This is a genomic window from Streptomyces sp. MspMP-M5 (assembly GCF_000373585.1).
Lineage (GTDB): Bacteria > Actinomycetota > Actinomycetes > Streptomycetales > Streptomycetaceae > Streptomyces.
Window position 1 is genome coordinate 232,819 of record NZ_KB891885.1, and the last position, 13,508, is coordinate 246,326.

Annotated in this window: 17 protein-coding genes; 2 read left to right on the forward strand and 15 right to left on the reverse strand. The window is 69.1% G+C overall.

Annotation, left to right across the window (positions count from 1 at the left end; all coding sequences use genetic code 11):
- Positions 1-30: 30 nt before the first annotated feature.
- Complete coding sequence (locus tag B073_RS0114025; RefSeq protein WP_018538731.1) at positions 31-285, reverse strand: hypothetical protein; 255 nt, start codon at positions 283-285, stop codon at positions 31-33.
- A gap of 164 nt (positions 286-449) precedes the next feature.
- Here B073_RS0114025 and coaA point away from each other — a divergent pair, with 164 nt between their 5' ends.
- A complete protein-coding gene (gene coaA / locus B073_RS0114030; RefSeq protein WP_018538732.1) occupies positions 450-1,439 on the forward strand; it encodes a type I pantothenate kinase in 990 nt (329 codons plus the stop codon).
- Between the two features lie 82 nt (positions 1,440-1,521).
- Here coaA and glmM read toward each other — a convergent pair whose 3' ends face one another.
- The 3 genes from glmM to rplM all read right to left on the reverse strand — a co-directional run bounded on the left by glmM (position 1,522) and on the right by rplM (position 4,019).
- Positions 1,522-2,880, reverse strand: a complete 1,359-nt coding sequence (gene glmM / locus B073_RS0114035) for a phosphoglucosamine mutase (RefSeq protein ID WP_018538733.1) — start codon at positions 2,878-2,880, stop codon at positions 1,522-1,524.
- A 141-nt stretch (positions 2,881-3,021) separates the two neighbouring features.
- Positions 3,022-3,534 (reverse strand): 30S ribosomal protein S9, encoded by a 513-nt coding sequence (gene rpsI / locus B073_RS0114040; RefSeq protein ID WP_018538734.1) that lies wholly within the window; start codon positions 3,532-3,534, stop codon positions 3,022-3,024.
- A 41-nt stretch (positions 3,535-3,575) separates the two neighbouring features.
- Positions 3,576-4,019, reverse strand: coding sequence for a 50S ribosomal protein L13 (rplM, locus tag B073_RS0114045; RefSeq protein WP_018538735.1), 444 nt, complete (start codon positions 4,017-4,019; stop codon positions 3,576-3,578).
- Positions 4,020-4,383: 364 nt separating this feature from the next.
- Here rplM and B073_RS0114050 point away from each other — a divergent pair, with 364 nt between their 5' ends.
- Positions 4,384-5,247 carry a hypothetical protein gene (locus B073_RS0114050; RefSeq protein WP_018538736.1) on the forward strand — a complete coding sequence of 288 codons (864 nt, stop codon included), beginning with the start codon at positions 4,384-4,386 and terminating at the stop codon, positions 5,245-5,247.
- 54 nt (positions 5,248-5,301) lie between these two features.
- Here B073_RS0114050 and truA read toward each other — a convergent pair whose 3' ends face one another.
- From truA to secY, 11 genes are all read right to left on the reverse strand, one after another.
- Positions 5,302-6,156, reverse strand: coding sequence for a tRNA pseudouridine(38-40) synthase TruA (truA, locus tag B073_RS0114055; protein ID WP_018538737.1), 855 nt, complete (start codon positions 6,154-6,156; stop codon positions 5,302-5,304).
- A gap of 77 nt (positions 6,157-6,233) precedes the next feature.
- Positions 6,234-6,704: a 50S ribosomal protein L17 gene (gene rplQ / locus B073_RS0114060; protein WP_018538738.1), complete on the reverse strand. Its 471-nt coding sequence runs from the start codon at positions 6,702-6,704 to the stop codon at positions 6,234-6,236.
- 134 nt (positions 6,705-6,838) lie between these two features.
- Positions 6,839-7,861 (reverse strand): DNA-directed RNA polymerase subunit alpha, encoded by a 1,023-nt coding sequence (locus tag B073_RS0114065; protein ID WP_018538739.1) that lies wholly within the window; start codon positions 7,859-7,861, stop codon positions 6,839-6,841.
- Positions 7,862-7,982: 121 nt separating this feature from the next.
- Entirely contained in the window at positions 7,983-8,609 is a 627-nt protein-coding gene (rpsD, locus tag B073_RS0114070; protein ID WP_018538740.1) for a 30S ribosomal protein S4, read from the reverse strand.
- A 27-nt stretch (positions 8,610-8,636) separates the two neighbouring features.
- Positions 8,637-9,041, reverse strand: coding sequence for a 30S ribosomal protein S11 (gene rpsK, locus B073_RS0114075; protein ID WP_004571845.1), 405 nt, complete (start codon positions 9,039-9,041; stop codon positions 8,637-8,639).
- Positions 9,042-9,105: 64 nt separating this feature from the next.
- Positions 9,106-9,486: a 30S ribosomal protein S13 gene (rpsM, locus tag B073_RS0114080; RefSeq protein WP_018538741.1), complete on the reverse strand. Its 381-nt coding sequence runs from the start codon at positions 9,484-9,486 to the stop codon at positions 9,106-9,108.
- Positions 9,487-9,683: 197 nt separating this feature from the next.
- Positions 9,684-9,797 (reverse strand): 50S ribosomal protein L36, encoded by a 114-nt coding sequence (rpmJ, locus tag B073_RS0114085; protein ID WP_003956441.1) that lies wholly within the window; start codon positions 9,795-9,797, stop codon positions 9,684-9,686.
- Positions 9,798-9,857: 60 nt separating this feature from the next.
- Complete coding sequence (gene infA / locus B073_RS0114090; RefSeq protein ID WP_003956442.1) at positions 9,858-10,079, reverse strand: translation initiation factor IF-1; 222 nt, start codon at positions 10,077-10,079, stop codon at positions 9,858-9,860.
- 222 nt (positions 10,080-10,301) lie between these two features.
- The gene (gene map / locus B073_RS0114095) at positions 10,302-11,138 is read right to left on the reverse strand and encodes a type I methionyl aminopeptidase (RefSeq protein WP_018538742.1); all 837 of its coding nucleotides are present in this window, start codon (positions 11,136-11,138) and stop codon (positions 10,302-10,304) included.
- A 195-nt stretch (positions 11,139-11,333) separates the two neighbouring features.
- A complete protein-coding gene (locus B073_RS0114100; RefSeq protein ID WP_018538743.1) occupies positions 11,334-11,987 on the reverse strand; it encodes an adenylate kinase in 654 nt (217 codons plus the stop codon).
- Positions 11,987-13,300, reverse strand: coding sequence for a preprotein translocase subunit SecY (gene secY / locus B073_RS0114105; RefSeq protein ID WP_018538744.1), 1,314 nt, complete (start codon positions 13,298-13,300; stop codon positions 11,987-11,989). Before secY ends, B073_RS0114100 begins: the two co-directional genes overlap by 1 nt.
- Between the last annotated feature and the right edge of the window lie 208 nt (positions 13,301-13,508).

Consider the following 13,508-nt stretch of genomic DNA (forward strand, 5'->3'; position numbering starts at 1 on the left):
AGCCTAGAGCCTGCCGTCGGGCCTTTCCCCCTACCCGCGGGCCATCCGCTCCCGTGCCTCCCGGACCCGTTCGAGGAGTTCCTCGTCGGCCTCCGGGTCGGGGCCCGGCTCGTGGTGCTCCAGGAAGTCCGCCAGGTCCTCGCCGAGGTCCTCGTCCGGGAACTCCTCGGCCAGTTCGGCGTGCACCCGCGCCGCGTAGCCGTCCGCCGCGGCCCGCGCGCCCGCGGCCCGCAGCCGGCGCTCCCGGGCCCGTTCGCGCAGCAGTTCCCTCAGGCGCACCCGCACGCCACCCCCTGTGTTCTCCCCGGCGCGCCCCCTGGCGCCGCCCCCGGCCACCGACCGTACCGGCGCCCGCCCACCGGGTACAGACGTGCAGGTCCGGCCGCACCGGGCGGCGCCGGCACCACCCCGCCGCGAAACGCCCGGGCCCGCCGCGGAGAATGGGCCCCGTGCCTCTGACGACGGATCCGCAGCAACGACGCCGCTCCGACAGTTCGCCGTACGTCGACCTGACGCGCGCCGAATGGAGCGCCCTGCGGGAGAAGACACCGCTGCCGCTGACCGCCGAGGAGGTCGAACGGCTCCGCGGCCTCGGCGACGTCATCGACCTCGACGAGGTCCGCGACGTCTACCTCCCGCTCTCCCGGCTGCTCAACCTCTACGTCGGCGCCACCAGCAACCTGCGCGGCGCGCTCAACACCTTCCTGGACGACACCGGCAACGGCCACGGCTCGCAGCCCGGCACCCCGTTCGTCATAGGGGTCGCCGGCAGCGTCGCGGTCGGCAAGTCCACCACCGCCCGGCTGCTCCAGGCGCTGCTGGCCCGCTGGCCCGAGCACCCGCGCGTCGAGCTGGTCACCACCGACGGCTTCCTCCACCCCAACGCAGAACTGCACCGGCGCGGGCTGATGTCCCGCAAGGGCTTCCCGGAATCCTTCGACCGCCGGGCGCTGACCCGCTTCGTCGCCGACGTGAAGTCCGGCAAGGCGGAGGTCACCGCGCCCGTCTACTCGCACCTGATCTACGACATCGTGCCCGGCGAGCGGCTCACCGTGCACCGGCCCGACATCCTCATCGTCGAGGGCCTCAACGTCCTCCAGCCGGCCCTGCCCGGCAAGGACGGCCGCACCCGGCTGGGCCTCGCCGACTTCTTCGACTTCTCCGTCTACGTGGACGCCCGCACCGAGGACATCGAGCAGTGGTACCTCGGCCGCTTCCGCAAACTGCGCGCGACCGCCTTCCAGAAGCCGTCCTCGTACTTCCGCAAGTACACCCAGGTCTCCGAGGAAGAGGCCCTGGACTACGCCCGCATGATGTGGCGCACCATCAACCGGCCCAACCTGGAGCAGAACGTGGCCCCCACCCGCGGTCGCGCCAGCCTCGTGCTGCGCAAGGGCCCGGACCACAAGGTGCAGCGGCTGTCCCTGCGGAAGCTGTAGCAGACGCAGAGTGGGGCCGTCGGCGGTGCGGCAGCATGACTGCCGGACCACCGACGGCCCCACCCGGAGACCGCCGACCGCCTTACCCCAGCGCGGACTTGACCGCGTCGGCGAGGCGCTGGGCCACCGCCCGCGCCTGCTCGGCGTCGGCCGCCTCGACCATCACCCGGACCAGCGGCTCGGTGCCCGACGGCCGCAGCAGCACCCGCCCGGTGGCGCCCAGCTCCCGCTCCGCCTCGGCGACCGCCGCGGCCAGCTCGGCGGAGCTGGCCACCCGCGACTTGTCGACGTCGCGGACGTTGATCAGCACCTGCGGCAGCCGCTCCATCGCGGCGGCCAGCTCGGCCAGCGGCCGACCGGTCGCCGCGACCCGCGCCGCCAGCATCAGGCCGGTCAGCGTGCCGTCGCCGGTGGTGGCGTGGTCCAGCACGATGACGTGCCCGGACTGCTCGCCGCCCAGCGCGTAACCGTGGGCCTTCATCTCCTCCAGGACGTACCGGTCGCCGACCGCGGTCTGCACCAGCTCGATGCCCGCGCCCTCCATGGCCAGCTTGAAGCCCAGGTTGGACATGACGGTCGCGACGACGGTGTTCTTGCGCAGTGTGCCGGCCTCGCGCATGCCGAGCGCCAGCACGGAGAGGATCTGGTCGCCGTCGACCTCCTCGCCGGCGTGGTCCACCGCCAGGCAGCGGTCGGCGTCGCCGTCGTGCGCGACACCCAGGTCGGCGCCGTGCTCCACGACCGCGGCCCGCAGCTTGTCGAGGTGGGTGGAGCCGCAGCCGTCGTTGATGTTCAGCCCGTCCGGCTCGGTGCCGATGGTGACGACCTCGGCGCCGGCCCGCGCGAACGCCTCCGGCGAGACCCGGGCCGCGGCACCGTGCGCCCCGTCGATGACGATCTTCAGCCCGTCCAGGCGGTTGGGCAGCACACCCACCAGGTGCGCGACGTACTTGTCGAAGCCCTCGTCGTAGTCGGAGACCCGGCCCACCCCGGAACCGGTCGGCCGCTCCCACGGCTCACCGGAGCTGTGCGCGCGGTACGTCTCCTCGATGCGGTCCTCCAGCTCGTCGGCGAGCTTGTGGCCGCCGCGGGCGAAGAACTTGATGCCGTTGTCGGGCATCGGGTTGTGGCTGGCGGACAGCATCACGCCCAGGTCCGCGCCGAGCACCCCGGTCAGATGGGCGACCGCCGGGGTCGGCAGCACGCCCACCCGCAGCACGTCCACCCCGGCGCTCGCCAGGCCGGCGACCACCGCGGCCTCCAGGAACTCCCCCGACGCGCGCGGATCGCGCCCGACCACCGCCACCGGCCGATGGCCTTCGAACGTACCCGCCTCGGCCAGCACGTGGGCCGCCGCGACCGACAGGCCGAGCGCCAGCTCCGCCGTCAGGTCCGCGTTGGCGACGCCGCGCACACCGTCCGTGCCGAAGAGTCGTGCCACTGGTGTCCTCCGAAGTAGATGAGCTGTGACCGGGGCGTGGCATCCAGGTATACGCCGCGGTCCGTCGGAAAGCCGAACGCCCCGGCAGCACGGAAGTGCCACCGGGGCGTTCGCCAAGAGCTGCCTGCGCGCAGCGCGTGATCAGCGCTTGCTGTACTGCGGCGCCTTGCGGGCCTTCTTGAGACCGGCCTTCTTGCGCTCGACCGCACGGTCGTCACGCTTGAGGAACCCGGCCTTCTTCAGGGCGGGACGGTTGGCGTCCACGTCCGCCTCGTTCAGCGCACGGGCCACGCCCAGGCGCAGCGCACCGGCCTGGCCGGAGATGCCGCCGCCGGCGATGCGGGCGATGACGTCGTAGCGGTTGTCCAGCTCGAGCACCTTGAAGGGCTCGTTGACTTCCTGCTGGTGCACCTTGTTGGGGAAGTACTCCTCAAGGGTGCGGCCGTTGATCTTCCACTTGCCGGAGCCGGGGACGATCCGCACGCGGGCGATGGCGTTCTTGCGGCGGCCCAGGCCGGCGGCCGGCTGCGGCTCGCCGAAGCGCGACGCGAGGGACTCGGAGGTGTACTCGCCCTCCAGCGGAACCTCGGTCTCGGTGGTGTACTGCTCGACCTCGACCTCGTCCAGCGGGGTCTCGGGGGTGGTCTCAGCCACGATGCTTCCTCAGATTCTCTGTCGTCTTGGGGTGGCCGGACTTACTGCGCGACCTGGGTGATCTCGAACGGGACCGGCTGCTGCGCAGCGTGCGGGTGCTCGGCGCCCGCGTAGACCTTCAGCTTCGAGAGCATCTGACGGCCGAGGGTGTTCTTGGGGAGCATGCCCTTGATGGCCTTCTCGACGGCCTTCTCGGGGTTCTTGTCGAGCAGCTCGTCGTAACGGACGGAGCGCAGACCACCCGGGAAGCCGGAGTGGCGGTAGGCCATCTTCTGGGTGCGCTTGTTGCCGGAGAGGTGCACCTTGTCGGCGTTGACGATGATGACGAAGTCACCGGTGTCAACGTGAGGGGCGTAAACCGGCTTGTGCTTACCCCGCAGGAGGGACGCGGCCTGGCTGGCCAGACGGCCCAGGACGACGTCCTGCGCGTCGATGATGTGCCACTGGCGCTGAACGTCGCCGGGCTTGGGGCTGTACGTACGCACGTCTTAGCCTTCGCTTCGTGAGTTGGGTATCCCCTCGGTCCCGGAGAACCGTGGGAAAGGGTCCTGTACTGGCACCGCGACTGCTCACACAGCATGTGGCACTACGGGCGACGCAACCCGATCGTCCACCGCTGGTCAGCTGACCGGCTAGCCGGCGTAAGGCCCCTCACGTGAGATAGAGCAAGCCCATACGCATAACGAACTAGCAGGATACTGACCCGACCCCGTACGGGTCAAAACGCGCCCCGGACAGGCGTGCGGACCGGTCCCCCCGCACCCCGTTCCCCAGCGGATCCGCCCGCGCTGCCGCACGGGTTCCGCTCCGCCCGCCACAGCCGCAGGCCCGCGCACTAGGATGCGCGGCATGAGTTTTGGGCAAGGGGGGCCGTTCGACGGCCCGGGGGGTTCCACTCCGGACTGGGCGGCGCTGGCCGAGGAGAGCGAGGCGCGCTCCCGCCGCAAGCGCTGGCTGCTGATCGGCGGCGGCGCGGTCGCCGCGGTCGCGGTGGCCGGCATCGTGGCCGCCGCCGTGATCACCAGCAGCGGCCCGTCCGACGACAAACCCTCGGCCCACGCCTCCCCCTCCGGCCGGACCGCAGTGCCGGACGACAAGCCGTCCTTCCCCGACGTCTCGGTCCCGCCCCCGCCCAACCCGCAGGACTACATCTCCGACCCCAAGAAGGACACCGCGCCGCTCACCCCGGCCACCCTCTTCGGACAGAAGGCGATGGTCGTCGGCGAGCACAGCTACCCGCAGACCGCCACCGCCGGCACCACCGACTGCACCGCCGGCGCCCAGGGTCCCCTGGTGTCCTCGCTCACCCACAACGGCTGCAAGCAGCTGCTGCGGGCCACCTACGCCAAGGGCGGGGTCGCGGTCACCATCGGCGTCGCGCTCTTCGACTCGCCCGCCAAGGCCGCCGCGGTCATGAACGAGAGCAAGCCCAACCTCATGCCGCTGGCCGGCAACGGCGTGCCCGCGGACTTCTGCCAGGGCAGCAAGTGCCGGATGACCACCAACGCCACCGGCCGCTACGCCTACTTCACCATCGCCGGCTACACCAACGGCAAGGACGTCACCGCCGGCGAGACCGCGTCCCAGCAGATCGCCCGCGACGGCGGCGCCTACGCCTTCGCGCAGATCGCCCAGCGCGGCAAGGACCAGGCCGCCAAGGCCGCCGCACAGCAGCTCAAGGAGGCCCAGCGGAAGGCCGGCCGGACCTCCTGACGGCCCCGCCGGTGCCCGCCCCGCGCCCCTCGGCGACCCGGGGCGGGCACCGGCTCAGCAGCAGCCGCCGCCCGACGGCAGGGACCGCTTGTTGCGCGCCTCCCTGTTCCGGGCCATCAGCAGCTCGTCGGCCGGGTACCCGACCTCCTCCAGCGTCAGCCCGTGCGGCCGGACGACATGCACCGCGGAGTCCCGCACCCCGGCGGCCAGCACCTTCCCGGGCCACTCCGGCCCCCGGTGGCCGTCGCCGACGAAGAGCAGCGCGCCGATCAGCGAGCGCACCATGTTGTGGCAGAACGCGTCCGCCCGCACCGTCGCGGTGATGATCCCGTCCGCGCCCCTGACCAGGCTCAGCTCCTGGAGCGTACGGATCGTGGTCGCGCCCTCACGCTTCTTGCAGTACGCGGCGAAGTCGTGCTCCCCGAGGAGCCGCCGGGCGGCCTCGTTCATGGCGTCCACGTCGAGCGGCCAGTCGTGCCACAGGACGTGGCCCCGCAGCAGCGGGTCCACCCCGCCCGGGTTGTCGGTGACGCGGTAGGCGTAGCGCCGCCAGATCGCCGAGAACCGCGCGTTGAAGCCGTGCGGCGCCTCCCTCAGGGCCCACACCCGTACGTCCTTGGGCAGCCGCCCGGCGAGCCGCTTGAGCAGCTTCTCGTGGTGCTCGCGCCACACCTGTTCGGGCAGATCGACATGGGCGACCTGGCCCCGCGCGTGCACCCCGGCGTCGGTCCGCCCCGCGACGGTGAGCTCGCAGGTCTCGCCGGACCGCGTCACGGTCCGGATCGCGTCCTCCAACTCGCCCTGGACCGTGCGCCGTTCGCGCTGTTTGGCCCAGCCGGAGAACTCCGCGCCGTCGTACGACAGGTCCAGCCGCACCCGGACGAACCCGGGCTCCACTTCGTCACTCACACCGCAATCCTCTCAGGCCCGCCGCACGCGAAAGCGGGCCCGCCCCGAAGGGCGGACCCGCTCACTCAGCGACGGACTCAGGCGTCCTTGTCGGCTGCTTCCTCGGCCGGAGCCTCAGCGGCGGCCTCGGACTCCTTCACCGCGCGCTTGGTCGCGGCCTCGGCCTCGGCGACGGTCGCCTTCTTGGCGATCTCGCCCTCGACCAGCTCGATGACGGCCATCGGAGCGTTGTCACCGCGGCGGTTGCCGATCTTGGTGATACGGGTGTAGCCACCCGGACGCTCCGCGAACCGCGGCGCGATCTCGGTGAAGAGCGTGTGCACGACGCTCTTGTCCGTGATCAGCTCCATGACCTGGCGGCGGTTGTGAAGGTCGCCCTTCTTCGCCTTGGTCACCAGACGCTCCGCGAACGGACGCAGACGACGGGCCTTGGCCTCGGTCGTCCGGATGCGGCCGTGCTCGAAGAGGTTGGTCGCCAGGTTGCGCAGGAGCGCCTTCTCGTGCGCAGCGCTGCCGCCCAGACGGGCGCCCTTGGTGGGCTTCGGCATGGTGTATCTCCTTCATTGCTGCACCGGCCGTATCAGGTACCGGTGTCAGGACCCGATGAGCGAGCGCTCACCGGCAATACCCAGCCCCTCCGGCGTTTGAGGAGCGGGGGTCCGGGGGCAGAGCCCCCGAGACGTCAGTACTGCTCGGTCTCGACGAACCCGGCATCCGCGTCGTCGTCGGCACCGAAGGCGTCCGCCGCAGCCGTCGGGTCGAACCCGGGAGGCGAGTCCTTCAGCGCCAGGCCCATACCGGCCAGCTTCGCCTTGACCTCGTCGATCGACTTCGCACCGAAGTTGCGGATGTCGAGCAGGTCCGCCTCGGAGCGCGCCACGAGCTCACCCACGGAGTGGATGCCCTCACGCTTGAGGCAGTTGTAGGAGCGGACCGTGAGCTCCAGCTCCTCGATCGGCAGCGCCAGGTCGGCGGCGAGGGCGGCGTCCGTCGGGGACGGGCCCATGTCGATGCCCTCGGCGTCGATGTTCAGCTCACGCGCGAGACCGAACAGCTCGACCAGGGTCTTGCCGGCGGACGCCATGGCGTCGCGCGGCCGCATGGCCTGCTTGGTCTCGACGTCGACGATCAGCTTGTCGAAGTCGGTGCGCTGCTCGACACGGGTCGCCTCGACCTTGTAGGTGACCTTGAGCACCGGCGAGTAGATCGAGTCGACCGGGATCCGGCCGATCTCCTGGCCGGCCTGCTTGTTCTGCACGGCGGAGACGTAGCCGCGACCGCGCTCGACGGTCAGCTCCATCTCCAGCTTGCCCTTGCCGTTNAGCGTGGCNAGGACNAGGTCGGGGTTGTGCACNTCGACNNCGGCCGGCNGNGCGATGTCGGCGGCGGTGACCAGACCCGGGCCCTGCTTGCGCAGGTACATCACGACCGGCTCGTCGTGCTCCGAGGAGACGACCAGCTGCTTGATGTTCAGGATCAGGTCGGTGACGTCCTCCTTGACGCCCGGCACGGTGGTGAACTCGTGCAGCACGCCGTCGATGCGGATGGACGTGACCGCCGCACCCGGGATCGAGGAGAGGAGGGTCCGGCGGAGGGAGTTGCCGAGGGTGTAGCCGAAGCCCGGCTCCAGCGGCTCGATCACGAACCGGGAGCGGTACTCGTCGACGACCTCTTCGGTCAACGAGGGACGCTGAGCGATCAGCATGGTGTGTGTCCTTCAGTCGTGGACGCCCGCTATTTGACGTCCGCTGTACTGACAAGGGTACGGGCGGTACGGCGCCATCGGCTCCGTACCGCCCCCACCGGTCAGCTCTTTGCTCCGAGCGCTACTTCGAGTAGAGCTCGACGATCAGCTGCTCCTGCACCTGGGTGTCGATCACCTGGCGCTCGGGCAGGCTGTGCACGAGGATCCGCAGCTGCGAGGGGATCGCCTCCAGCCACGCCGGGACGGTCTTCTCGCCGGCCTCCGCCTTGGCCACCTCGAAGGGGGTCATGTTGCGGGAGCCCTCGCGGACCTCGATGACGTCGTGCACGGCCACGCGCGCCGACGGGATGTCGGTCTTGCGGCCGTTGACCTGGATGTGTCCGTGACGGACCAGCTGACGGGCGTGGTCGCGGGACTTGGCGAAGCCGGCCCGGTAGACCACGTTGTCGAGGCGGGTCTCAAGGATGCGCAGAAGGTTCTCACCGGTCTTGCCGGACTTCTGGTTCGCTTCCTTGTAGTAGTTCACGAACTGCTTCTCAAGGACGCCGTAGATGCGGCTGCACTTCTGCTTCTCGCGCAGCTGCAGCAGGTACTCGCTGTCCTTGGTGCGCCCGCGACCGTGCTCACCCGGGGGGTAAGGACGGATCTCGATCGGGCACTTCGCGCTCTCGCACTTGCTCCCCTTGAGGAAGAGCTTCTGCTTCTCCCGACGGCAACGCTTGCAGTCGGCCCCGGTGTAACGCGCCATTGTCTAGTTGTCTCCTACTTCAGTGGGTCAGACGCGGCGACGCTTGGGCGGGCGGCATCCGTTGTGCGGGGTGGGGGTGACGTCCTGGATCGAGCCGACCTCGAGGCCGGTGGCCTGGAGGGAGCGGATCGCGGTCTCACGGCCGGAGCCGGGACCCTTGACGAAGACGTCGACCTTGCGCATGCCGTGCTCCTGCGCGCGACGGGCGGCCGACTCGGCGGCCATCTGCGCGGCGAAGGGGGTGGACTTGCGCGAGCCCTTGAAGCCGACGTGGCCGGCGGAGGCCCAGGAGATCACGTTCCCGGTCGGGTCGGTGATCGAGACGATCGTGTTGTTGAACGTGCTCTTGATGTGAGCGTGCCCGTGGGCGACGTTCTTCTTCTCCTTGCGGCGCACCTTCTTGGCGCCGGCCGTACGGCCCTTCGGAGGCATTCAAATTCTCCCGTGGAGGTGGTCGGTCCTACAGCGAAGACCGCTGGCAGGGTCCTGCTGAGGACTACTTCTTGCCCGGCTTCTTCTTGCCGGCGATCGCGCGACGCGGACCCTTGCGGGTACGGGCGTTCGTGCTGGTGCGCTGACCGTGCACCGGCAGGCCGCGACGGTGACGCAGACCCTGGTAGCAGCCGATCTCGACCTTGCGGCGGATGTCGGCCTGGATCTCGCGACGGAGGTCACCCTCGGTCTTGAGGTTGTTGTCCACGTATTCGCGGATCTTGACGAGGTCTTCCTCGGTGAGGTCGCGGACCCGGGTGTCCGGGTTCACACCGGTCGCGGCGAGGGTCTGCTCGGAGAGCGTCCGCCCAATGCCGAAAACGTAGGTGAGGCCGACCACCACACGCTTGTCGCGCGGGAGGTCAACGCCTGCGAGGCGTGCCATTGATGTGGCTCCTGATGGCTATTCGGAGGTCTTCCGCAGCACCGTTCCCGTAAGACTCTGCGGCATTACGAGCCGGGTCCCCGGCCTCCGAGCCGGGGGTGTCGTCCCTCGCGCACGGCGCGGGGGTCGGGTGACTGCATATGTACGTGTGTTGCTTGCGTCGCGCGAACTGCGAAGTTGCAGGTGGTCGGCGTGCGTCAGCCCTGGCGCTGCTTGTGGCGCAGGTTGTCGCAGATGACCATGACCCGGCCGTGGCGGCGGATCACCTTGCACTTGTCGCAGATCTTCTTGACGCTCGGCTTGACCTTCATGGGATGTGAGGTTCTCCGGGTCAGTGCCAGTGCCCCACGGGAGCGGGGCGGCGGCAAGATCTACTTGTAGCGGTAGACGATACGGCCACGCGTCAGGTCGTAGGGAGAGAGCTCCACGACGACCCGGTCATCCGGGAGGATACGGATGTAGTGCATCCGCATCTTGCCGCTGATGTGCGCGAGGACCTTGTGACCGTTCTGGAGCTCCACCTTGAACATTGCGTTCGGCAGAGACTCGATCACGGTGCCCTCGATCTCGATGGCACCTTGCTTCTTGGCCACGCTTCGCCTTTCGGATCGGCTACCTTGATCGACTCATGTGCTCGTCGGCCGAAAGATGTGTAGGTGGCATTTCAACAATGTCACCTATCTCCAGGCACACGGGTGCACGAGAGCCGACGCGTCAGTCTACGTCAGTGCCTGAGAAAAGACGAATCCAGGAGTATTGCCCAACCGCGGAGATCGTTACGCACGGGGACGAGGACGGCGTCGGCGGGCCGGCGGCTACGCCAGGGGGTCCGGCGCCGCGGTGATACCGAGGCTCGCGAGCTTGGCCTTGCCGCCGTCGGGAGCCGTGAGCACCAGCGGGCCGTCCTCGGTCAGGGCGACCGAGTGCTCCCAGTGCGAGGACCAGCTGCCGTCGTTGGTCTTGACCGTCCACTCGTCGTCGAGGACGTGGGTCTTGGCGGTGCCGAGGTTGACCATCGGCTCGATGGCGATGCAGAAGCCGGGCACCAGCTTCGGGCCGCGGCCGCGCTTGCGGTCGACGTAGTTCAGCAGATGCGGGTCCATGTGCATCTGCGAGCCGATGCCGTGGCCGCCGTAGTCCTCGACGATGCCGTACTTGCCGCTGGACGGCCGGGGCTGGCGGCGGATGTAGCCCTCGATCGCCTTGGAGATGTCCACCAGCCGGTTGCCCTTGGCGACCGCGGCGATCCCCGCCCACATCGACTCCTCGGTCACCCGGCTGAGCTCGACCAACTCCGCGGCGTGACCGGAGCCGACGAACGCGGTGTACGCGGCGTCGCCGTGCCAGCCGTCGATGATCGCGCCGCAGTCGATGGAGATGATGTCGCCGTCCTGGAGCACGGTGTCGGCGGACGGGATGCCGTGGACGACGACGTCGTTCACGGAGGTGCAGATCGTGGCCGGGAAGCCGCCGTAGCCGAGGAAGTTGGACTTGGCGCCGTGCTCGGCGAGGACCTTGCGCGCCGCCTCGTCCAGGTCCTTGGTGGTGGCGCCGGGCACCGCGGTCTCCCGGGTCGCCGCGTGAATGGCGGCGACCACCAGCCCCGCCTCGCGCATCTTCGCGATCTGCGCGGGGTTCTTGATCTCCAGCATGCCGGTGCCTGCGCCCTTCTTTGCGGCTGAACCTCCCCCACGCTTAAGGCGCGGGGGGACCCCCATCGCCCTCGCGGAGGCGGTTGCGCTCTGCTGTGGTTGCTCAATTATTGGTTGCTGCCTTAACCGTAACCGGTCGACAGCAAAGGGCCGCGGCGCCCGTGCCGGGCACCGCGGCCATACCGAGCCGTGAATCTACTCGCCGCGCCCCAGGGCGTTCATCGCCCGCTGGGTGACCTCCGGGACCTTGCCGAGGGCCGGGATCGTCACGACCAGGTCCTGGGCCTTGTAGTAGTCGATGATCGGCTCGGTCTCCGAGTGGTAGACCTCCAGCCGCTTCCGCACGGTGTCCTCGTGGTCGTCCTCGCGCTGGTACAGCTCGCCGCCGCAGACGTCGCAGACGCCCTCGGCCTTCGGCTGGTTGTACTCGACGTGGAAGACGTGGCTGGAGTCCTTGCGGCAGATCCGGCGGCCGGCGATCCGCTTGACCACCTCGTCCTCCGGGACCTCCAGGTCCAGGACGGCGTCCAGCTTCAGACCCTTGCCCTGGAGGTAGGCGTCCAGCGCCTCGGCCTGGCCGAGGTTGCGGGGGAAGCCGTCGAGCAGAAAGCCCTCGGCCGCGTCGGCCTGGTCCATCCGGTCCTCGGCCATCCCGATGGTGACCGAGTCGGGCACGAGATTGCCGGCATCCATGTAGGACTTCGCCTCGACGCCCAGGGGCGTGCCCTGGGAGATGTTGGCCCGGAACAGGTCCCCCGTGGAGATGTGCGGGATCGCGAGGTTCTTGGCCAGGTACGCGGCCTGCGTACCCTTACCGGCCCCCGGGGGTCCGACGAGGACGATTCGCATCAGCGGAGGAACCCTTCGTAGTTGCGCTGCTGAAGCTGGCTCTCGATCTGCTTCACGGTCTCCAGACCCACACCCACGATGATCAGGATGCTCGTCCCGCCGAACGGGAAGTTCTGGTTCGCGTTGAACAGCACCAACGCCACTGTTGGTACGAGCGCGATCAGCCCCAGGTACAGCGAGCCCGGCCACGTGATCCGGTTGAGCACGTAGCTGAGGTACTCGGCCGTCGGGCGACCAGCCCGGATGCCCGGGATGAAGCCACCATACTTCTTCATGTTGTCGGCAACTTCTTCGGGGTTGAAGCTGATGGCCACGTAGAAGAAGGCGAAGAAGACGATCAACAAGAAGTACGTAACGATGTAAACGGGGTGGTTTCCCTTGGTGAAGTTGGTGGCGATCCAGGTCGCCCAGGCCGCCTTCGACCCGCTGAACTGAGCGATCAGCGCCGGGATGTAGAGCAGCGACGACGCGAAGATGACAGGAATCACACCTGCCTGGTTCACCTTGAGCGGGATGTACGTGGACGTACCGCCGTAGGACCGGCGCCCGATCATCCGCTTCGCGTACTGCACCGGGATGCGCCGCTGCGCCTGCTCGACGAAGACCACCAGGGCCACCATCGCCAGGCCCACCGCGATCACCGAGAAGAACTCGATCCAGCCGTCGGCGAGCTTGCCGGTCAGCTTGATCTGCCACAGCGCGCCCGGGAAGCCGGCGGCGATCGAGATGAACATCAGGATCGACATGCCGTTGCCGATGCCGCGGTCGGTGACCAGCTCGCCCAGCCACATGATGAGGCAGGTGCCGGCGGTCATCGTGATCACCATCGTGATGGTGGTGAAGATCGAGTCGTTGGGCACGATCTGGCTGGCGACCGGGCAGCTCTGGAAGAGCGCGCCGCTGCGGGCGGTGGCCACCAGGCCGGTGCCCTGCAGCACGGCCAGTGCCACGGTCAGATAGCGGGTGTACTGGGTGATCTTCGCCTGGCCGGACTGCCCCTCCTTCTTGAGGGCCTCCAGCCGGGGAATCACCACGGTCAGCAGCTGGAGGATGATGCTCGCCGTGATGTACGGCATGATCCCCAGCGCGAAGATCGTGATCTGCAGCAGCGCTCCACCGCTGAACATGTTCACCAGGGCGAACAACCCGCTGTTGCCGCCGGCCTGCTTCATGCAGGTCTCGACGTTCGCGTAGTTCACCCCTGGGACCGGGATGTGCGCTCCGATCCGGTAGAGCACGATGATGCCCAACGTGAACAGCAGCTTCTTGCGCAGGTCGGGCGTCTTGAACGCTCGGGCGAACGCGGTGAGCACGGTGCCTCCTGCGCCTCCCGCCCTTGGGGGCCGAGAGGTGACGGTCTTGAGGATCGACGAATACGTAGCGGCTGTACCGCGCGGAGCTCCCCCACGCGGCGGGTGCCGGGGCGGACCCCGGACAAATCAAACAGTGCAGGCCACCTTACCGGCGACCGTACCCCCGTGGAACGACCAACCGGGGATGCCCCAAACGATGGGCATCCCC